18 protein-coding genes and 1 other annotated feature are annotated in these 20,225 nt (G+C 39.3%); of the genes, 10 read left to right on the top strand and 8 right to left on the bottom strand.

Annotation, left to right across the window (positions count from 1 at the left end; all coding sequences use genetic code 11):
- The first annotated feature begins 1 nt into the window (after position 1).
- The 5 genes from MOZ64_RS02090 (at position 2) to MOZ64_RS02070 (ending at position 4,183) form a co-directional block, all read left to right on the top strand.
- On the top strand, positions 2-898 hold the full coding sequence (locus MOZ64_RS02090) for a DNA/RNA non-specific endonuclease (protein WP_320324968.1): 897 nt from the start codon (positions 2-4) through the stop codon (positions 896-898).
- Between the two features lie 46 nt (positions 899-944).
- Complete coding sequence (locus tag MOZ64_RS02085; RefSeq protein ID WP_320324967.1) at positions 945-1,289, top strand: hypothetical protein; 345 nt, start codon at positions 945-947, stop codon at positions 1,287-1,289.
- A 52-nt stretch (positions 1,290-1,341) separates the two neighbouring features.
- A complete protein-coding gene (locus MOZ64_RS02080; RefSeq protein WP_320324966.1) occupies positions 1,342-2,196 on the top strand; it encodes an acyl-CoA thioester hydrolase/BAAT C-terminal domain-containing protein in 855 nt (284 codons plus the stop codon).
- A 53-nt stretch (positions 2,197-2,249) separates the two neighbouring features.
- Positions 2,250-2,561, top strand: a complete 312-nt coding sequence (gene trxA / locus MOZ64_RS02075; protein ID WP_320324965.1) for a thioredoxin — start codon at positions 2,250-2,252, stop codon at positions 2,559-2,561.
- A 71-nt stretch (positions 2,562-2,632) separates the two neighbouring features.
- Positions 2,633-4,183 carry a Cna B-type domain-containing protein gene (locus tag MOZ64_RS02070; protein ID WP_320324964.1) on the top strand — a complete coding sequence of 517 codons (1,551 nt, stop codon included), beginning with the start codon at positions 2,633-2,635 and terminating at the stop codon, positions 4,181-4,183.
- Positions 4,184-4,204: 21 nt separating this feature from the next.
- Here the strand turns inward: MOZ64_RS02070 and MOZ64_RS02065 are convergent, their stop codons facing one another.
- Complete coding sequence (locus MOZ64_RS02065; protein ID WP_320324963.1) at positions 4,205-4,798, bottom strand: DUF4186 domain-containing protein; 594 nt, start codon at positions 4,796-4,798, stop codon at positions 4,205-4,207.
- Between the two features lie 39 nt (positions 4,799-4,837).
- On the bottom strand, positions 4,838-6,763 hold the full coding sequence (ftsH, locus tag MOZ64_RS02060; protein ID WP_320324962.1) for an ATP-dependent zinc metalloprotease FtsH: 1,926 nt from the start codon (positions 6,761-6,763) through the stop codon (positions 4,838-4,840).
- Positions 6,764-6,931: 168 nt separating this feature from the next.
- Here ftsH and sstT point away from each other — a divergent pair, with 168 nt between their 5' ends.
- On the top strand, positions 6,932-8,191 hold the full coding sequence (gene sstT / locus MOZ64_RS02055) for a serine/threonine transporter SstT (protein ID WP_320324961.1): 1,260 nt from the start codon (positions 6,932-6,934) through the stop codon (positions 8,189-8,191).
- Positions 8,192-8,219: 28 nt separating this feature from the next.
- Here sstT and MOZ64_RS02050 read toward each other — a convergent pair whose 3' ends face one another.
- The 4 genes from MOZ64_RS02050 to aroB are packed head-to-tail and all read right to left on the bottom strand — an operon-like array spanning position 8,220 to position 12,406.
- A complete protein-coding gene (locus MOZ64_RS02050; RefSeq protein WP_320324960.1) occupies positions 8,220-9,056 on the bottom strand; it encodes a prephenate dehydrogenase in 837 nt (278 codons plus the stop codon).
- Positions 9,053-10,306: a 3-phosphoshikimate 1-carboxyvinyltransferase gene (gene aroA, locus MOZ64_RS02045; protein WP_320324959.1), complete on the bottom strand. Its 1,254-nt coding sequence runs from the start codon at positions 10,304-10,306 to the stop codon at positions 9,053-9,055. The genes MOZ64_RS02050 and aroA overlap by 4 nt, the downstream gene beginning before the upstream one ends.
- On the bottom strand, positions 10,303-11,403 hold the full coding sequence (gene aroC / locus MOZ64_RS02040) for a chorismate synthase (RefSeq protein ID WP_320324958.1): 1,101 nt from the start codon (positions 11,401-11,403) through the stop codon (positions 10,303-10,305). The genes aroA and aroC overlap by 4 nt, the downstream gene beginning before the upstream one ends.
- Entirely contained in the window at positions 11,393-12,406 is a 1,014-nt protein-coding gene (aroB, locus tag MOZ64_RS02035) for a 3-dehydroquinate synthase (protein WP_320324957.1), read from the bottom strand. The genes aroC and aroB overlap by 11 nt, the downstream gene beginning before the upstream one ends.
- An 88-nt stretch (positions 12,407-12,494) precedes the next feature.
- On the opposite strand from aroB, the gene MOZ64_RS02030 reads away from it, so the two are divergent.
- From MOZ64_RS02030 to MOZ64_RS02015, 4 genes are all read left to right on the top strand, one after another.
- Positions 12,495-13,589 carry a bifunctional chorismate mutase/prephenate dehydratase gene (locus tag MOZ64_RS02030; protein WP_320324956.1) on the top strand — a complete coding sequence of 365 codons (1,095 nt, stop codon included), beginning with the start codon at positions 12,495-12,497 and terminating at the stop codon, positions 13,587-13,589.
- Entirely contained in the window at positions 13,586-14,815 is a 1,230-nt protein-coding gene (locus MOZ64_RS02025; RefSeq protein ID WP_320324955.1) for a pyridoxal phosphate-dependent aminotransferase, read from the top strand. The genes MOZ64_RS02030 and MOZ64_RS02025 overlap by 4 nt, the downstream gene beginning before the upstream one ends.
- Before the next feature lie 115 nt (positions 14,816-14,930).
- Positions 14,931-15,165: a binding site (T-box leader), on the top strand.
- Between the two features lie 49 nt (positions 15,166-15,214).
- Positions 15,215-16,945: a carbon starvation CstA family protein gene (locus tag MOZ64_RS02020; RefSeq protein WP_320324954.1), complete on the top strand. Its 1,731-nt coding sequence runs from the start codon at positions 15,215-15,217 to the stop codon at positions 16,943-16,945.
- 97 nt (positions 16,946-17,042) lie between these two features.
- A complete protein-coding gene (locus MOZ64_RS02015; protein ID WP_320324953.1) occupies positions 17,043-18,140 on the top strand; it encodes a glycerol dehydrogenase in 1,098 nt (365 codons plus the stop codon).
- Positions 18,141-18,149: 9 nt separating this feature from the next.
- Here MOZ64_RS02015 and MOZ64_RS02010 read toward each other — a convergent pair whose 3' ends face one another.
- Together MOZ64_RS02010 and MOZ64_RS02005 are read right to left on the bottom strand one after the other, a co-directional pair.
- Positions 18,150-18,752, bottom strand: a complete 603-nt coding sequence (locus tag MOZ64_RS02010; RefSeq protein ID WP_320324952.1) for a hypothetical protein — start codon at positions 18,750-18,752, stop codon at positions 18,150-18,152.
- 60 nt (positions 18,753-18,812) lie between these two features.
- On the bottom strand, positions 18,813-20,192 hold the full coding sequence (locus tag MOZ64_RS02005; RefSeq protein ID WP_320324951.1) for an alanine/glycine:cation symporter family protein: 1,380 nt from the start codon (positions 20,190-20,192) through the stop codon (positions 18,813-18,815).
- Between the last annotated feature and the right edge of the window lie 33 nt (positions 20,193-20,225).

Genomic DNA, 20,225 nt, shown 5'->3' with positions numbered 1-20,225 from the left:
TATGAGAAAGAGATTTATTATATTATTTTGTTCCCTGCTTTTATTTTTTAGTACGGCTTGTGTACATGCCCAAGAAGGCGATATCGATCTATCAACGATTCCTGCTTATTCCGGTACGCCCTATGTAGAAGTGGATGACAATGTTCCATCGTTTACTGATGAAGAAAAATCAACCACTGTGTATCAATCGTACTCCAAATGGGATGAATGGGGGCGGTGTCATCAAGCCCAAGCTATTTTAGGCAAAGAGACCATGCCAACCAAGAAACGCGGATCCATCGGAATGATCAAACCCAGTGGATGGCATACCATCCGGTACGATGATTTGATTGAAGATCATTATTTATACAATCGTTGTCATTTGATTGCATATATGTTGAGTGGACAAAATGCGAATAAATATAACTTAATTACAGGAACCCGATATATGAATGTTGACGGTATGTTACCATTTGAAAATCAGGTCGCTGATTATATACGATCCACCCATCATCATGTCCTCTATCGAGTAACACCCATCTATGAAGGAAATGATCTAGTTGCCCATGGAGTCCATATGGAAGCCTTATCGATCGAGGACCAAAATCTATCGTTTAATGTATTTGTCTATAATGTCCAACCGGGCATTACCATTGATTATGCAACCGGTGATAGTCATCGTACGGAAAATACGAGTACAGAAACGAATACACAAATTGAAACGGAAACTACAAGTACAGAAACACAAACCGAAACAACAAGTACGACATATATATTAAATCCAAACACTCATGTCTTTCATCGACCCGATTGCTTCAGTGTAAAACGAATGAGTGAAAATAATAAAATCACATCAACAGATTCTCGTGAAACAATCATCAGTGAAGGATATCGACCTTGTAAAAACTGCAACCCATAGGTATGGGTTGTTTTTTTCTTTCTGAATTTTAAGCTATAATGAATCTATGTGGAAACGATTATTCATTCTCATTTTTTTCTTAGTTGGTTGTACTTACAGTCAAGATGCTAAACCGATCGATCTCAAAGAGTATGTACAAGTAAAATATGAAGGCAATCAAATTGAATCGATTCATGTGAACAAAAATTTAATAAAACAATTTGATCAGACCAATGAAGTAGAAATGCAATTTGTGAAAAGCATACAGATGACAACAAAGACCAAACAAGTCCATGATGGCCAACATATTAAAATTCATGTATCTTATGATCCAGAATTGTATGAACAGATCAATTATCATCTATATCCTGATAATAATCAAACAATAGACTATGTTATTCATTTTAGATAAATTGAAACTTTTGTTCATTGACAAATAATAGGCAATACAAGAAGATGAAATTATGAAATTCAATTATAAATTTGATGAAGATGGCTTCTCTGCTCGGTACTATCAGGGAAAGGCATCCAACACCTCTATATTGATCATATTAAGTACCATGCGTAATGATGCGATTGCGAAAGCATTTACAGAAGCGAAAATGGATACATTGGCGCTTGATTTTATTGAACCAGGACGAGAAATTTCTTTGGATGATATTTCTTTTGTTGCCGAAACCATGCACGCCCAAGGCTATGAACATGTAGGCTTATGGGGATGGGGACTCGGAGGCAGTGTTGCCCTAGGGGTAGCCAGTCACTATCCAGAAGATATTGATCTTGTGATTGGGGTCAATCCATTCCATATTTTATATCAACCATTATCGATCAAACCAACGACCATGACGATCTTATATAAAGGATTGCCATTGCCTTTATTAAAACCAGAAACAAAGATGTGGAAACAAGTTGCGAAAGAGATGAAATGTAGTCATGAATTTCATACGGTCGATCGGTATGAACAATGTTTGACCTACGGATTGAGAGAAGAAATGATCATTCCCGTAGAAAAATGTCAATGTCCGATTCTCTTGCTTTCTTCACAAAACGATGTCGTCTTGCCGAGTGAATATGCATGTCGTCAAATCGTGCGTCGTTTACAAGATCATGATTATCGATATGGTGCTCGACATCTACATTATCAAATGGTCAGCCATGCGATATTGCCGCCAAAAGCCTTCAATCGAGATCGTTTATTGTATCGTCGGATATCCCAAATTGAGAGAAATTATCCCAAACATTGTCAGAAAGCAAGGCAAGATGCCTTTCAAAAAACACTGACTTTTATCCAAGATAAATGGCCTGAAGCAAATGAATAGACATCGAATTTCCCATTGGTTACAATATCTTTAACAATAGGAGGATTTCTAATATGGTGAACAAAGTAAATACAGAACAATTCAATGCATTAATGAAAGAAGACGCTGTTTTAGTAGATTTTTCAGCAACTTGGTGCGGCCCATGTAAAATGTTGGCCCCAATCATGAGTAGCGTGTCAGAAAAACTTGCAGGAAAGTGCAAAGTTGTATCTGTGGATGTGGATGAATCTAGTGACTTAGCCGAAAAATTTGGTATCATGGCTGTTCCTACGGTGATCTTATTTAAAAAAGGCGAACAAGTGAATGCTTTTTCAGGATTTATTCCAGAACCAAAAGTACTTGAATTTGTTGAAAATAATCTATGATCCATTAAGCATTGGTTGTATCCAATGCTTTTTTTTTAGTATAATGAAATAAAGAAGGAGCTTTATTTATTATGAACAGAAAACATGTAATGGGTCTTTTATTTGCTGCAACAATGGTATGTTCCAATTTTGGTAGTGTTCCAATTTATGCGCAAGAAACCACAAATTATAATGAAGCGGGTACGGTTCAACTTCTAAAAGATGAAACACCAATCGAAGACGATACAAAAGTAACTATCAATGATCAATTGGTCATGGAACTGAATGATGTAAATTTCGATGGTACGGATTTAACCTTGAACTTGCCAAATATTGATGTGCAAGAAGATGAGGTAAAGATCGATGGTCAAGTGGCTGAAGTGGAAACGACCGATAATAAAGGTCAAGTCAGTGAACTGACATTGAAAAGTGAAGATATTTCAGCAGGTACACATTCCGTGACGATTCCATTTACCGTTCAGAAGGATACAATTATAAAAGATGTCCAAGTGCAAAAAGAACAAACAACGGATGATTCTACGAATCAAGATAATGAAACAGAAGTGACGGATCAAGAGAATCAAGACAATGAAGCAGATACAACACTAACGGAGAAAACATCATCACAAGATGATACAACCGAAACCAAGGATATCACTCTTACTTTAGATGATACCACTGTAAAAACTGTATCGTTACAAGGTGTCATTGATTGGGATACAGACATTAAGGATTCTCAGAAACCAGAAGAAGTCAAAGTCAGTTTATTAGCCAATGGGCAACCAACTGGTGATTCGTATGAAGTAAAGGGCAGTGATTGGAAATTTACATTTGGACAAGAACCAAAGTATGCCGATGAAGAACAAAAGGAAGAAGTCAATTACTCGGTTGAAGTGGAACCCGTTGAAAACTTTACAAGTGAGGTAAAGACCAATAAGAAATCCAATGCGACAGTGAAATATATCGATGTAGATATGACTGCCGATACAACAAGTACAGAATCAACCACGGATACAAAGTCTAATGAAGATTCCACGACGACTTCGGATACGAAATCAGACAGTGAATCGACGACGAAATCCGATAGTGAATCGACAACTACCAACAATAGTCAAACAAATATTGAATTGAAACAAAACAATATTGAAGTGAATGTGGAAAATGTCCAACAAAATAATATCTTAGTGGTTGATCCATCGAAGGATACTGAAGTATTGGCGACAGATAATGCCGATGAAACAGTGAATGTGCAAGGCAAGATCGTATGGAAAGACGATTCCGATAAAAATAAACAACGGCCTAAAACTGTAACGGTCATCTTATATGCCAACAATAAACAATTTAAAGCCATGGAAGTCCAAGGTAGCAGTGATGAATGGACATTTGAATTTGATGGATTGCCAAAAAACGATGAGAATGGAAAGGCATATTCCTATACCATCAAAGAAAAGGCATTGAGCCATTATCGTGGTGATGTGGATGGCTATACGTTGACAAATACTTATATTGCTGAAAATACGCAAACAACATCGGGAACCAATACGGGAACCCAAACCAATACAGGATTATATATCGGCGTTGGAGCTGCAGCCATTGTAGTCATCGTGATTCTCGTTGCCTTAAAACGAAAACAAAACGAATAATAAAAAGAGCGAATGCTCTTTTTATTTGGACATTTGGCGAAATAACCAATCCATGATGACCTGACAGATATAGTCTTGTTCCTTATCGGTCAGGTCTTTTTCTTTGGGAATCTGATGCCATTTATATAAGCAATTTCGACAACAAGTACCCGTGGCATGTTGTGCTAAAAAAACCGGATGTCCTTTCATTGGCGTTTGTTTGCCATCATGATACGGAATGGCCGGACCTAGGCGAGCTGCAATAAAATCATGAGCATGTTCATCAATCGTTTCCCATCCTTTTTGTTGGATATAAGTTCGATCTTTTGGTCGCAAATAGAAGGAAGATCGAAATTGTGAATGAGACAAACGACAAAATAAATCTTCATTGGGCGAATAGTCGATCTGTGCTTTTCTTGCTTGAGAAACCTGTTGATTTTTGGGAATAGAATAGATCTTTCCATCTTTGATCAAAGCAGGACCGGTGGAAAGAAAACGAAATAGAATTTTTTTCTTTATGCATTGATCACGAATATCTAAGATCCATGAAAAATCACAGTTTGGACCTGCTATACATCCTAAAACATCGGTATCAAAATCAATCGATTGAGGCTGATCAACCTGAAGTATTTTCATGGCTTTATCATAGAAAAAAAGACGTTGAATATCAACGTCTTAATGAGCGGAATTGGTTGGGATCTCAGCAGGCTTGTTTAAGATATACATAAATTGTTCACCTGTGATCGTTTCCTTTTCATATAAGTATTTTGCCAATTCATGTAGCTTAGGCATATTGTCTTTTAAGATTTGTAGCGCTTCTTGATGAGCCCTTCGAATCAAGGCAATGACTTCTTCATCTACTTTTGCAGCGGTTTCAGAAGAACAAGCTAGACTGGTATCGCCACCTAGATATTGATTCGATACAGTTTCTAGGGCGGTCATATCAAAGTTTTCACTCATACCAAATCGAGTGATCATCGCCCGTGCTAATTTGGTTGCTTGTTCAATATCATTGGAAGCACCCGAAGTATAATTATGGAAAATCAATTCTTCGGCAGCTCGACCAGCTGTATACGTAACAATACGACTGTATAATTCATCTTTCGATAATAAATTTTGTTCGTCTTCTTCCACTTGCATCGTATATCCCAAAGCCCCTTTGGTTCTTGGAATGATCGTGATCTTATGAACAGGAGCTGAATTCTTTGATTTTGCGGCAACCAGGGCATGACCAATTTCATGATACGATACGATCAATTTCTCTTTTGGCGAAATGACCGCACCTTTCTTTTGCTCACCGGCAATGACAATTTCAATGGCTTCTTCCAAATCACGTTGGATCACTTGATGACGACCATCACGAACCGCTAATAAAGCCCCTTCATTGATGATATTGGCAAGATCTGCACCACTTGAACCGGCAGCAGCACGCGCCACTACATTGAAATCAATATCTGGTGAATGTTTGATTTTTTGTGCATGCAGACGCAAGATGGCTTCACGACCTGCTAAGTCAGGCAATTCAACAGGAATACGACGATCAAAACGACCTGGACGTGTCAAAGCGGGATCTAAGATTTCTGGACGGTTGGTTGCAGCTAAAAGAACAACACCTTTAGATCCATCAAAACCATCCATTTCAGCGAGTAATTGGTTCAATGTTTGTTCCCGTTCATCATTACCGCCCATGGATGCAGCACCATCACGCCGCTTACCAATGGTATCGATCTCATCGATAAAAACGATACAAGGCGCTTTTTTACGTGCTTGCGTAAACAAATCCCGTACTTTGGCGGCACCACGACCTACGAACATTTCCACAAATTCGGAACCGGAAATCGAGAAAAATGGGACGCCTGCTTCACCAGCAACGGCTTTCGCTAATAGAGTTTTGCCTGTTCCTGGCGGACCAACCAATAAAGCACCTTTTGGCATCGTGGCACCAATATCTGTATATTTCTTCGGATTATTTAAAAAATCCACGATTTCTTTTAAATTTTCTTTTGCTTCTTCTTGACCAGCCACATCCTTAAATGTGATACCGGTCTTTTTACCTTCATATACTTTGGCATTGGATTTTCCTAAATTGCCTAGACCACCAAAGCTGCCAAAGCCACCAAATCCATTATTGTCATCATCTTCGTTACCACCTGGTGTAAACGTAAATGTATTACCGCCACCCATTTTATCTTGGAATCGTTTCATGCTTCGTCGCAACAACCAAGTCATTAAAATGATTGGCAACAAGAAAAGAATCAAGAAATTGAGAAATGGATTATCCAACCAAGATTTTTGATGAATGCGTTGTGAAAACTCTACACCATTATCTTCCAAACGATCCACCAACTTGGCATCGTTCATTTCACCTGTCTGATACGTGGTGGCATCATCTTTTTTCAATGTATAATAAATGATATTATCTTCAATTTGTACTTCCTTGACTTGACGATCTTCTACCTTATTCAAAAAGTTAGAATAGGATGTTTCTTTTGTATGTGCTCCAGAGATCATTGGGACAACGACCCAATCAAAGATCAATAACACAATTAATATGATTGTCCATATCCGAAAATACCTCTGTCTTTGATTCTGATTGTTCATATCGAATCCTCCTATTGAAAACATTATACACCGTTTTAGCACCATTGCAATAAGAGTGCTAAAATCACTTACTTTCACAAAATTGTATCTTATTTACAGACAAATGTATGTAAATTTTGAAAAAAACGTAGAAATAAAGTAAAATTAAATAGATAAGGAGAAAGGGATATGAAAGTCATTCGAAAGTATAATGAAACAAGTTTGATCATTCGCATCGTGATTGGCTTGATCATTGGTACCATTTTAGGCATTTTATTTAAAAATCTACCCATAGGGATCTTAGGTGATTTATTTAAAGGCGCCCTACGCTCGATTGCACCCGTCCTGGTTTTTGTGTTGATCACCAATTCATTGGCATCATCCAATACAGGAATGGACAAACGATTTGGACGCGTTATCTTTTTATATATGATCAGTACGTTTTTAGCAGCTGTGGTTGCGGTCACGGTTAGCTTTGCGTTCCCACAAACATTGGTGTTAACCGAAAAAGCAGCTCATGAAGCTGCAGCTCCAGGCGGTATTGGCGAAGTCATGACCAATTTATTGAATACCATTGTCATGAATCCCATCGAAGCCTTGGCCAAAGGACAATATTTAAGTATTTTATTCTGGTCCGTTTTGTTGGGATTGGCATTGAAATCCATCGCAGCCGAAACCTCCAAGACCTTCTTAAATGACATCAGTGAAGGCATTAGTACCTTGGTTCGTTGGATCATTAATCTAGCCCCTTTTGGTATCATGGGATTGACCTATCAAATGGTCAGTGCCAATGGTTTAGGTGTTTTTGAAACCTATGGTTCGCTATTGCTTGTATTAGTGGGATCGATGTTGATGGTTGCCCTGGTCGTCGATCCATTGATTGCCTTTCTTTTCTTACATCGAAATCCATATCCATTGGTATTCCGTTGCTTAAAAGAAAGTGGCATCATGGCCTTCTTCACCCGAAGTTCGGCAGCAAATATTCCCGTGAATATGGAACTTTGTGAAAAATTATTATTGGATGAAGAAATGTATTCGGTTGCCATCCCATTGGGATCAACGATCAACATGGATGGGGCCGCCATTACCATTACGATTTTTACGCTCGCAACTTGTAACACGGTTGGAGTTCGGGTTGATTTTGCTACCGCTCTGATCTTAAGCGTCTTAGCAACCTTTGCGGCTTGCGGAGCCAGTGGTGTGGCAGGAGGAAGCCTATTGTTGATTCCTATGGCCTGTTCTTTATTTGGCATTAGTGCCGATGTAGCGATGCAAGCCGTTGGTATTGGCTTCATTATTGGTGTTGTTCAAGACAGTGTGGAAACGGCCTTGAACTCTTCAGGTGATGTCATGTTTGCGGCAACTGCCGAATATACACAATGGATCAAAGATGGCCATCCCGAAAAACTCCCCAAGTTTTTAGGGGGTCAAAGAGATACAAACGTATAATAAAAAAACGTTGTCGCGACAACGTTTTTTATTTGTTGAAGAGTTGACGACGCTCGGTGGATTGAATAAATAAGCGTTTCATCTCTTCTATATCTTCGGTTTTTAAGGCATCTCGAAAATGCGTAATGGCTGTAATAAATTGATTGGTTTCATCCAATAAAATATCTTTATTTAAGATAAATAATTCAGACCATAGATCTTCATTGATCGAAGCAATACGGGTCAAATCGCGGAAACTATCACCGGTATATTCGACCAAATGGCTATTATCATGCGTATTCATCAAAGAAACCGCGATGACATGGGTCAATTGAGATAGGAAACCAATCATTCTATCATGCTCTTGTGGAGTCAGGGTTGCCACACGACTGCACCCTAAATACGATCCCAATTGTTCCGCCAATAAAATACTGGAATGGGTATTTTTTTCGGTGGGTACGACAATAAAGTTCGCATCATCAAAGATGGTTGGATCCGCTTGTTCGATACCACGACTTTCTCGTCCACACATAGGATGGATACTGATCAATTCCAGGCCATCTTTTAGGATCTTTTGACAAGGCGTCACAATATTTGATTTTACACCACTAATATCCATTAAGATGGATCCAGTTTTGATCGAAGATTGATATTTTTCAATCCAAGGTTGGATCTGCGTCGGATATAAAGCTAAAATGATAATTTGGCAACGATCCAATAATTCTTCGGGATTGGTTGAACCTTCAGTAATATAATTGCGATCTTTGGCAATCTGAATGGTCAACGGATTGATGTCAAATCCATAGACGGCATTATGACCCAATTCCATTAATCGACTGGCTAAACTGGCTCCCATAAGACCTAAACCAACGATTCCATAATTCATAGTATTTCCACCTTTCCACCAATATCTTGTATATCCTGAAAAAAGTTTGGATATGATTTTGTGATGGCTTGCGCATCATCAATGATACAAGAAGAGCGTGCACATAAACCAAAAACGGTCATGGCCATCACAATGCGATGATCATTATGACCATGAATGACCACATTATCTTTGGCGTATGTATCTTTACCTACAATGGTAATCGTATCATAGGTACTGGATATCTCCACGCCCCATTTTCTTAATTCGGTTTCCATCGCCTCGATTCGATCACTTTCTTTCATGCGTAAACGTTGTGCATGGATCAAATGCGTGGTTCCTTGACTATAGGCAGCCAAAACACATAAGATCGGCCCTAGATCTGGACAATCCGCTAGATCGATGGTTTGTCCCGTCAACGGTGCTGGATCAATGATCAGATCTTCTTGTTGCCACGTTTTATTCTTTATCGCCTCGATCACCACTTTATCCCCTTGTAAAGAATCCGCATTCATATTTTTTAAGGTCAGAGGACCTTGAATCGCACCCAATACCGTATAGAAAGCCGCTTGTGACCAATCTCCTTCTACGCGTACATCGCCAGCAAGATACGATTGATGAGTCGGAATTTGGTAATGGGTGTCATCGATTGGATGAATCGTGATTCCAAAGGATCTCAACATTTGTAACGTCAGATCTACATAAGATTTAGATTCAAACGGAGGAATGATCGCAATTTGACTTCCTTGATCTAATAATGGTAAAGCGAAAAGTAAACCAGTGATAAATTGACTGGAAATATCACCACGAATGGTATAGGTGCCGGATCGTAACGGTCCACACACCTCGATATGATCCGTTTGTTGAAAGGTGAGTTGTTGTTCATCAAAAATCTGGGTGTATACATCCATAGGACGTTGCATCAAGCGGCCATGGCCCATAAGGGTTGCTTTTTGATTGGATAAAGCGCATAAAGGAATTAAAAAACGCAAGGTAGAACCAGATTCGTTGCAGTCCATTGATACTGGCATCGTTCGTTTTTTGACATTGGTACCAGTAATGATACAAGAAGTTTCTTGTTTTTTGATCGTTGCTCCCAATGCTTCCATACAAGCAATTGTCGCATCGATATCTTTCGAATACGTAATATTCGATATGGTACTGGTTCCTTGCGCTAGGCTGGCACAAATGATGGCACGATGGGCTAATGATTTACTGGAAGGAATCGCAATAGATCCTGCCACTTGCGATGGAGATACTTTTACTCTCATACTAAATCTCCTTGTGCGTTTTTGGACATCCATAGATCCAATAGACCAAATGCCACAACGGAATCAATCACAATACGAGCGCGATGAATAATACATGGATCATGACGACCTTGGATCTGCAATTTTACATTTTCTTTGGTCAGATAATCCACCGAGGCTTGTTCCTTATAAATGGAAGGGGTTGGTTTGACACATGTATGAATGAGGATTGGCATCCCATTGGTGATTCCCCCATTGATTCCCGCATTATGATTGGTCATGGTAAAGATCTTGCCGTCTTGACAGGCAAAATCATCATTGGCCATCGATCCTTTCACATTCGCAAAGCCAAATCCTAAACCAAAAGAAACGCCTTTAACGGCAGGTACCGAAAACAATAAATGCGAAAGAATGCTTTCCACACTATCAAAAGCAGGTTCACCTAAACCAGTTGGTAAGCCAATAACAGCGGTTTCGACAATACCACCCAAAGAATCACCTTGTGCAGCCACTTTTTCAATCAATGATTTCATTTCATCTTCACATTGTGGATCCAAGGTCGCAAATTCCTTTTGATTGACTTGTGCGATTTGTTCTTGTAAGGTATCCAGATCATTCGAAAAAACATCATCATGAATGGTATACAACTGTTCGATATGGGACCCGATCTGGACACCATTGGCTTCAAGGATTTGTCGACAAATACTGCCTGCAGCAACAATGGGTGCGGTTAAACGGCCGGAAAAATGCCCACCGCCACGATAATCTTGAAATCCATGATATTTTTCAAAAGCAGTATAATCGGCATGACCCGGACGCAATCGACCATGTGTTTTTGTATAATCTGAAGAACGCGTATTGGTGTTCTGGATCAACAATGTTAATGGCGTGCCCGTGGTCTTCCCTTCAAAGAACCCCGATACGATTTGAACGGCATCAGCTTCATGACGTTGGGTAGAGATACGACCTTTGGCCTTGCGCTTTTCCATATCCGCTGCCAGACGATCCAAATCAATCGGAAAACCGGCAGGAAGACCGTCTAAGGTGATACCAATGGCAGCTCCATGGGATTCACCAAATAAAGTCATCGATATATTTGTACCAATATTATTCTTCATATGGACCTCTTTCTAATCGGCATCGAATCTTGTCAAACGATAGATTCTCTAAGTTATAAGAACCCGGTGATTGTACTTTCACGACGGTTACGGAATCACGATTGCTTTTTTTATCATGCGCAATATAATGCATCAATTGATCAATCGAATAATCAGGCACTTTAGGCAAATCTAAACGTTCATAGATCCGTAAGATTCGATCTTTTAAAGCTTTATCTTCGATAAAGAACAACATGCCCATGGCTACACATTCACCATGTAGGTAGGTATCCAAGCCGTAGGCACTTTCAATGGCATGACCGATAGTATGACCAAAGTTTAAGATCTTGCGTAATCCTTCTTCTTTTTCATCTTTTTCTACGACTTTTCGCTTGACATCAATGGAACGTGTAATGATCTGTGAAAGATCCAGGGTATCTTGTTCAAATAAATCAACCAAAACAGGATCTTGGATCAATCCGGTCTTTAATGCTTCCACCAAACCATTATTCACTTGTCTATGCGATAGAGTAGTTAACACATCGGGATCAATGATCACGGCTTTTGGTTGCCAAAAAGCCCCAACAATATTTTTATACGATCCCATATCAATCGCGACTTTACCACCTACACTTGAATCCACTTGGGATAATACGGTGGTCGGAATATTGTAGAAATCGATCCCGCGCATATAGCTAGCCGCCACAAAACCGGATAAATCCCCAGTCACACCACCGCCAATCGCAATGATGGCATCTTTTCGCGTCATTTCTTGGGTAGCCAGTTGGTCCAATAACGATTCATATTGCGCAAAGCATTTGGATCCTTCGCCGGCAGGAAAACGCAATACGAACGCATTTTCACATTGATCCTTAACGATTTGGACCCAAGTATCAGGTACTTGATCATCGGTAATGATCGCCATCTTACGATGTGTATCTATGGTATCTTGTATATGATGGATTGCCCCTTTTTCAATGGTAATGGGGTAAGAATTTTCACCTAAATGGACTGTCATCTGCATAAAGTTCCATCCTCCTGTGTACCATCATAGCACGAAAGAAACAAATTTTCAGAAAACGAAATGAAAATTATGATATGATGATACCGGTATGAATCAATTAGAAGAAGCAAGAAGAGAAATCGACGCGGTCGATCGTGAAATGGCGAAATTGTATACGCGTCGTTTGGATGCGGTGACAAAGGTTCTTCAGTATAAAAAAGAACATGGTTTACCCATATTAGATTCCAAACGAGAAGTACAAGTCATCGAAAAAAATGTCGACCAGATCGAAAATCCTCACTATAAAAGACCGTATCGTGATTTTGTGAAAATGATGATGCGAAATTCACGCGAATATCAACAAACATTGTTGTCAAACGAGGTGATCGCATATTGCGGAGTGAAAGGTGCATTTGGCCATTTAGTGACCGAACGCTTATTTCCAGGCAGTCCAACGATCCATTTCAAGTCGTTTGATGAAGTTTTTCAAGCTGTCGTCAATCGAAAAGCACATTATGGTGTGATTCCATTCGAAAATAGTAATTCCGGTTTGGTAGGGGAAGTATTGGATGGCTTACGAAAATATCCGGTATATATCCAAAAAATGGCCGATCAACAAATCGAACAGTGTTTATTGGGTATGCCCGAAGCAACGTTAAAAGATATTGAATATGTTTATTCCAAGGATCAGGCATTGGCACAATCCAAACGTTTTCTCCAACAATTGAGCGTACAAACGATTGCGTATCCAAATACGGCCATGGCAGCTCAATATGTGGCTAGTGAAAATGATATTCATAAAGCTGCCATTGGTGCGAAAGAAAATGCCGATTTATATGGTTTAAAAATATTAGCCGAACATATTGAAGAAAATAGTCAAAATACAACGCGATTCTTAGTGATTGGGCTGGAACCAGCCAAAACGGGAAATCGTTTTAGTATCATTTTTGAAACACAACATATTAGTGGATCTTTGGCAAAAATCATTGAGATCATTGCGAATCATCATTTGAATATGGACAGTATTCAATCGCGTCCACGTAAAAATGAACCATTTGAATATTTTTTCTATATTGAAATATTGGATGACATGCTCGATTCAGACAATGTGAAAGCCGCATTGGCTGAAATCAAAGAAGTATGTGAATCATTCAAAGTATTGGGTATGTATCCCGTTGAAGGAATAGAGGAGGAAAAGAAATGAGTTTTGTGAAAAAGAGTGTAAGTACTGAACCCATTGTCGATACGGTATTTGCGATTGTCAGAAAAGCGAAAGAAGATGTGGCCAAAAATGGTGCCGATGTTGTGACCGATGCAACCATTGGTTCTTTATATGATGAACAAGGACAATTGGTTGCGTTAGATACTTGTTTTTCATCTTTAAAAGCCTTGGATAATCGTGTTTTAGCGAAATATGCATCCGCTTTTACCGGAAATCCTGATTTTTGTAAAGATGTATATGATTGGGTATTGAATGGTAACAGTACATTACCACATGAAGTCATTGCGACTCCAGGTGGAACCGGTGCGGTTGATATGACCATTAGTGAATGCTTGGATGCAGGACAAACCGTAATTTTACCAGAAATTGCTTGGGGATCGTATAAATTGATGGCAGGCATGGATAGTTTGGAAGTGGAAAATTATTCCTTATTTGATGGGGATGCATTCAACATCAAAGATCTGGAAAGAGCTTGCCAAACGGTCATGGCCAAACAAGATAAGTTGGTCATCGTGATCAATGATCCATGTCAAAATCCAACGGGCTATTCGATGACAGTCGATGAATGGAAACAAGTTGTTGCGTTATTAAATGCATGTGCGAAGACCCATGAAGTCGTATTATTGAACGATATTGCCTATATTGATTTTGCGTATGGACAAGAAAAAGCGAAAGATTACTTTAAAGTATTTGATGATATCGATGAAAATGTAGCGGTCGTGGTATCGTTCTCACTATCGAAATCCATGACGGCTTATGGTATGCGTTGCGGGGCTGCCATTGTCATGACTAAAAATGAAGATAACCTACGAGATATGAAGAATGTCTTTGAGAAAGATGCACGTGCTACTTGGTCCAACATCAATAATGGTGCCATGGCTATGTTTGTGGATGTATTGGAAAATCATAAAGAAGAATACAATGCCGAGCGTAGAAAATATGTGGCTTTATTGAAACAAAGAAGCGATATCTTTATTCAAGAAGCCGCTGAAGTTGGATTAAAACACTATCCATATCGAGAAGGATTCTTCGTAACCTTATCGATGGACAATGATGTACGTGATGCTTTCCATGAAGCATTGATGAAAAATCATATTTATACCGTAAAAGTCAATAAGGGAATTCGTGTGGCTGTATGTTCTTTGTCGGTCGAAAAGACAAAGGGTCTAGCCAAAAAGATGAAAGATATCTTAGATCAAGTTGCGTAAGCCTCAGAAATGAGGCTTTTTTATGAAAAAAAGTGAATACGCTTTCAGTAAATTTATTGAAATATTTTATTGACTTTGAAAAAATTAGGACTATACTTGCAAATGTACATAGAAATAAAAGACTTCGAACAAGACAAGATCGATTCAACAGTCCCTGACTAGAGAGCATCACAGGGGTGGAAGTGATGCAGGCAACGTTTAAGAGATTATCCCTTGCGAGTTGATTTCTTGAAGCAAGTAAAGAAATCCGCGGATTCGGCGTTAATGAAAAAGACATTGTTGGATGTCAAAGAGATGTAAATTATTTACATAAACTGAGTGGTACCGCGGAACAGCTTTTCGTCTTAGTAAGATGAAGAGCTTTTTTATTTGTATGTACAAAGAAGGAGAGATTGTATTATGAATGGTTTAGTTTTGTTAGGATTGGTCGCTGTATTATTTGTATGCGCCTATCTATTCTATGGAAGGTATTTAGTTAAGACTTGGGGCATCGATCCCAATGCGAAAACACCAGCACAAGAATTTGAAGATGGTGTAGATTATGTACCTAGTAATAAATGGCGTGTATTCGCTCATCAATTTTCATCGATTGCCGGTGCTGGTCCAGTAACAGGTCCAGTTATGGCTTTAATGTTTGGTTGGTTACCAGCTGTATTGTGGATTGTCGTTGGTGGTATCTTCTTTGGTGCCGTTCATGATTTTGGCGCTTTGTATGCATCGGTTAAATCAAAAGGTAAATCCATGGGACAGATCGTTGAACAATATATCGGTAAAACTGGAAAACGTTTGTTCTTCTTGTTCTGCTGGTTATTCTGTATGATCATCATCGCAGCATTTGCCGATATGGTTTCTGGTACATTCAATGGTTTCTCAGCTACTGGTGCTCGGTTGACACCAAATGGTTCCGCTGCTTCGATTTCGATCTTCTATGTTGTTGGTGCTATCTTATTTGGATGGGTCGTACGTAAAGCCAAATTAGATGGTTGGAAACAAGTTGTATTAGGCATTGTCTTTGTATTAGCCATGTTAGCATTAGGAATTGCGTTCCCTGTATTCTTCAGTAAACAAGTTTGGACATATTTAGTTTTTGCTTATATCTTCTTTGCTGCGATTTCACCAATTGCATTTATGAAACAACCACGTGATTACTTAACTACATTCTTATTTGTTGGTATGATCGTTGCGGCTGTCTTTGGTGTCGTTGTTTCTAATCCAACGATCACAACACCCGCTCTAACCAATTGGCAACCTGTTAAAGGAACGTATTTATTCCCAACTCTATTTGTAACGATTGCTTGTGGAGCTGTCAGTGGTTTCCACTCTTTGGTTTCTAGCGAAACAAGTTCAAAACAAATTGCGAATGAGAAAGATATGTTACAAGTTGGTTATGGTGCTATGCTGCTTGAATCTATGTTAGCTGTCTTAGTTATCGTTGTTGTTGGATCTTTACCAAGTCTTGCAAGCAATGGTGTATTAAATAAACAATTAGCGAGTCTTGCTTTAGCCGATGGTGCAACTCCATTCACAAAATTTGCTGCTGGTGTTACTGGCTTAGTTGATCAATTGGGATTACCACAATCGGTTGGATTATGTGTTATGACCATGTTCGTATCTGCTTTGGCCTTAACGACATTGGATGCTGTTTCTCGTATCGCTCGTATGTCTTTACAAGAATTGGTTGAAGACAACAAATCATTACAATGGTTAACCAATAAATATGTAGCTACAGCTATTTCTTTGTTTGGCGGTTATTTATTAGGTTTAGGTGGATATCAAAATATCTGGCCACTATTCGGAGCAACCAACCAATTGTTAGCTGCCATGACCTTGATCACATTGGCCGTCTTCTTAAAGGTTACAGGACGTAAAGGCGCGATGTTATATGTACCAATGGTCTTCATGTTTGTTGTTACGGTATCTTCATTATGCTTAAGTATCTACAACATCGTCATGAAGTTATTCGTTACAGGTGGATTCGTCTTCATGACCGATGGTTTGCAATTGATCTTCGCAATCTTGTTGTTAGCCCTTGGATGCATGGTTGCATTCAAGTCAGGCAAGAAATTGGTTGAACCACAAAGTCATAGTGGATCCAGCAAGATGGCTTTTGAAGCTCGCAATAAAGACTAATCCATGAAACAGTGTATCGAAAGATATGCTGTTTTTTTGTGCTTGCTAAAAATATCACAAGTTCTATATAATGAGGGAAAGAAAGAGTGGTATTTTTATGGCAAAAATTCTCATTGCACCAAGCAAGTATATCCAAGGTCCTGGCGAAATGAATCATTTGGGTTTATATGCCAGTCAATCGGGAACCAAAGCACTTATTTTGATTAGTCCGGGTGGTTATAAGCGTTCGGGTGCACAAATCGAAGCGAGTTTTCAGGATCAAGATTGCGATCATGTATTTGAATATTTCAATGGCGAATGTTGTATGTCTGAAATCAATCGCTTAAAAGACATCGTTTATGACAATCAATGTGATCTTGTTATTGGTATTGGTGGCGGTAAGATCTTTGATACCGCCAAAGCGGTTGCTTATTATACGAAAAACCCTGTATTTATCGTACCTACTATTGCTTCAACGGATGCTCCTTGTTCTGCTCTATCGGTAATCTATAGTGAAGAAGGCGTTTTTCAAGAGTATTTATTTTTACCAGCCAATCCCAATCTGGTGATGATGGACACGGAAATCATTGTGAAATCTCCCGTTCGTTTAACCGTTGCTGGTATTGGCGATGCATTGGCTACTTATTATGAAGCGCGTGCTTGCCAAAGAAGTGATGCTATTTCTTGTGCCGGTGGAAAAACCACCCAAGCGGCTATGGCCATTGCGAAACTATGTCGAGATACCTTGTTGGCAGAAGGTGTAAAAGCGAAAGTGGCTTTGGAAGCTGGGGGATGCACACCAGCTGTGGAAAAGATCATTGAAGCCAATACCTTACTTTCGGGCATTGGTTTTGAAAGTGCGGGACTTGCGGGAGCCCATGCGATCCATAATGGCTTAACGTGTTTGGAAGAATGTCATGCCATGTATCATGGCGAAAAAGTGGCCTTTGGTACCTTAGTTCAATTGGTATTGGAAGATGCTCCGAAAGAAGAATTGGATGTCCTGGTCCCTTTCTGTATCGAAGTAGGATTGCCAGTCACGATGGCACAACTAGGTGTCAAAGAATTGACGGATCAAAAATGTATGGATGTTGCGACATTGGCTTGTGCAGACAATGATACCTTACACAATATGCCATTTGAAGTCGATCCAACCATGGTTGCCCATGCGATCAAAGCAGCCGATGCATTGGGGCACTATTATTTAAACAAATAAAAACAGCACTTATTGTAGTGCTGCGATTTGAAGGAGTCCTTGTTCATCAATAAGGGCTTTTTTTAGAATTTGTAGATCTTGATCATGGATAACATCGTATTCTGCTCGATTTAAACAAATCATGACCGTTTGAAGAAGTTGTTTCTCTTTGACCCATTGTTCGGTCGAACCAAAGTCTTCATCGGCCAAGCGATGGATGTTTTCATCGGTTAGCACATTCCAATACGATGGGATCGTCGTGGTTGCCGGATTGGTGAAGTTGGGTTCTTGTAACACATTCTTGAAGATGGGAAAGTGATATTCTCGTTCCATGGCTAAAACGGCTTTGGCATAGTAAAGAGCTGCGGCAGAAACATCAGCCATTTCATCATCTTCATAAAATTGTTCCATATCACTGGCAGCTTCGATATAATCTAAAACTTGACCAGGGAGTTCTTTATAGTCGTTTTCGTCGATATGTAAGTACTCATAAAAACTGATTTCTTCTTCTGGTTCATTTTGTACTTTATCCATCATATCTTGTGCCATAGAATTCAAGTCTTCTTTTTGTTCATCACTTAAATTATTCATCATATTGGCAAGGCTTGAAAAATCAATATCACTAAATTTCATATCGTTCATCCTTTCGTAGATAGTCATTATAGCACAAAAGAAAAGCTTGGAAACCCAAGCTTAAACGGATTCTTCTGCGAACTCATCCACCGCAACCGATTGTTTTTCTGGTGCCTTGAAGTAATTCATCGTTTCTTCATAAACGACTTTACGTAAGCCAATCAAACCAATCAAGTTTGGTATAGCCATCAAACCATTGACGATATCCGCTAAGATAAAGATAAAATCCAATGTCATGAAAGGACCAATGGCGATAAATACGATATAAATGATTTTGTAGACTTTGACCGCTTTTAAACCTTTTAGATAGTACATGCAACGTTCGCCATAGTAGTTCCAACCGATGATCGTTGTAAAGGCAAAGAAAACCAAACCAATATTGACAATATATTTACCAACATAAGGAATAAATAAACCATTTTGGAAGGCATATGTGGTCATGGCTGCACCTTCTAATCCAGTTGTATTCGCATTCATGATCAAGATGGCAAGACCAGTCATGGTACATACGATGATCGTATCAATAAAAGTACCGGTCATAGAAATTAAGCCTTGTTCAACATGGGATTCAGTCTTAGCAGCTGCTGCGGCAATAGGAGCAGAACCCAAACCACTTTCATTGGAGAAAATACCACGGGCAATTCCTTTTTGCATCGCAACGCCAAGTCCACCACCAACAACGCTGGATGGAACAAAGGCGGTTTTAACGATCAAATAGAAAACGTTTGGAATGGCAGTTAGATGAGTGACTAAAATTAAGATCACACCAGTAATATAGAATACACACATGAAGGGAATGATTTTTTCAGCTACATGGGCAATACGATGAATACCACCAATGGTAATGAAGGCAACCAAGATCGTTAAGACGATCGCCGTTACATAGTTTGGCACATTAAAGCTTAATGTCAATGCATCGGAAATGGATTTCACTTGGGTGAACGTACCAATGCCTAAAAGGGCAACACCAACGCCAAATAAAGCAAAGATCTTGGCTAATAACTTGGAATGAAGTCCATTTTGAATGTAGTACATGGGCCCACCTGCAATTTGGCCATTTTCATCTTTTACACGATATTTATGAGCCAATAAGCATTCGGAATACTTTGTGGCAATGCCAAAGAAGGCAGATACCCACATCCAAAATAGAGCACCGGGTCCACCAGCTGCAATGGCCGTGGCCACACCAACGATATTTCCCGTACCAATGGTGGATGATAGGGCCGTACACAAAGCTTGGAAACCGGATACATCCCCGTTTTCGTCATTTTCTTCACTGTCACCATGGAAAATATAGTGAAACGCAAGTGGTAATTTCCGGAATTGTAAAAAACCAAGACGGAAGGTAAAATAAATTCCCGTTCCGAGAAGCAAGAGAATCAATGGTAGGCCCCAGATGGCACTATCGATCTTAGTAAGTATGGCAGTAAGCTCAGACATAAAAAAATTCCTCCTTAATTGGAGGAGACATAT

The sequence above is a fragment of the Absicoccus intestinalis genome (assembly GCF_033971885.1).
Taxonomy (GTDB): Bacteria; Bacillota_I; Bacilli_A; order Erysipelotrichales; family Erysipelotrichaceae; genus Absicoccus; species Absicoccus intestinalis.
The sequence above is the reverse complement of the archived record's forward strand: the minus strand, read 5'-3'. Positions and strand labels throughout refer to the sequence as shown.

Excerpts from the sequence above, each read along its gene's own strand:
- MOZ64_RS02090 (WP_320324968.1), top strand. The coding sequence starts at position 2 with ATGAGAAAGAGATTTATTATATTATTTTGTTCCCTGCTTTTATTTTTT.
- MOZ64_RS02085 (WP_320324967.1), top strand. The coding sequence starts at position 945 with ATGTGGAAACGATTATTCATTCTCATTTTTTTCTTAGTTGGTTGTACT.
- MOZ64_RS02080 (WP_320324966.1), top strand. The coding sequence starts at position 1,342 with ATGAAATTCAATTATAAATTTGATGAAGATGGCTTCTCTGCTCGGTAC.
- trxA (WP_320324965.1), top strand. The coding sequence starts at position 2,250 with ATGGTGAACAAAGTAAATACAGAACAATTCAATGCATTAATGAAAGAA.
- MOZ64_RS02070 (WP_320324964.1), top strand. The coding sequence starts at position 2,633 with ATGAACAGAAAACATGTAATGGGTCTTTTATTTGCTGCAACAATGGTA.
- MOZ64_RS02065 (WP_320324963.1), bottom strand. The coding sequence starts at position 4,798 with ATGAAAATACTTCAGGTTGATCAGCCTCAATCGATTGATTTTGATACC.
- ftsH (WP_320324962.1), bottom strand. The coding sequence starts at position 6,763 with ATGAACAATCAGAATCAAAGACAGAGGTATTTTCGGATATGGACAATC.
- sstT (WP_320324961.1), top strand. The coding sequence starts at position 6,932 with ATGAAAGTCATTCGAAAGTATAATGAAACAAGTTTGATCATTCGCATC.
- MOZ64_RS02050 (WP_320324960.1), bottom strand. The coding sequence starts at position 9,056 with ATGAATTATGGAATCGTTGGTTTAGGTCTTATGGGAGCCAGTTTAGCC.
- aroA (WP_320324959.1), bottom strand. The coding sequence starts at position 10,306 with ATGAGAGTAAAAGTATCTCCATCGCAAGTGGCAGGATCTATTGCGATT.
- aroC (WP_320324958.1), bottom strand. The coding sequence starts at position 11,403 with ATGAAGAATAATATTGGTACAAATATATCGATGACTTTATTTGGTGAA.
- aroB (WP_320324957.1), bottom strand. The coding sequence starts at position 12,406 with ATGCAGATGACAGTCCATTTAGGTGAAAATTCTTACCCCATTACCATT.
- MOZ64_RS02030 (WP_320324956.1), top strand. The coding sequence starts at position 12,495 with ATGAATCAATTAGAAGAAGCAAGAAGAGAAATCGACGCGGTCGATCGT.
- MOZ64_RS02025 (WP_320324955.1), top strand. The coding sequence starts at position 13,586 with ATGAGTTTTGTGAAAAAGAGTGTAAGTACTGAACCCATTGTCGATACG.
- MOZ64_RS02020 (WP_320324954.1), top strand. The coding sequence starts at position 15,215 with ATGAATGGTTTAGTTTTGTTAGGATTGGTCGCTGTATTATTTGTATGC.
- MOZ64_RS02015 (WP_320324953.1), top strand. The coding sequence starts at position 17,043 with ATGGCAAAAATTCTCATTGCACCAAGCAAGTATATCCAAGGTCCTGGC.
- MOZ64_RS02010 (WP_320324952.1), bottom strand. The coding sequence starts at position 18,752 with ATGAAATTTAGTGATATTGATTTTTCAAGCCTTGCCAATATGATGAAT.
- MOZ64_RS02005 (WP_320324951.1), bottom strand. The coding sequence starts at position 20,192 with ATGTCTGAGCTTACTGCCATACTTACTAAGATCGATAGTGCCATCTGG.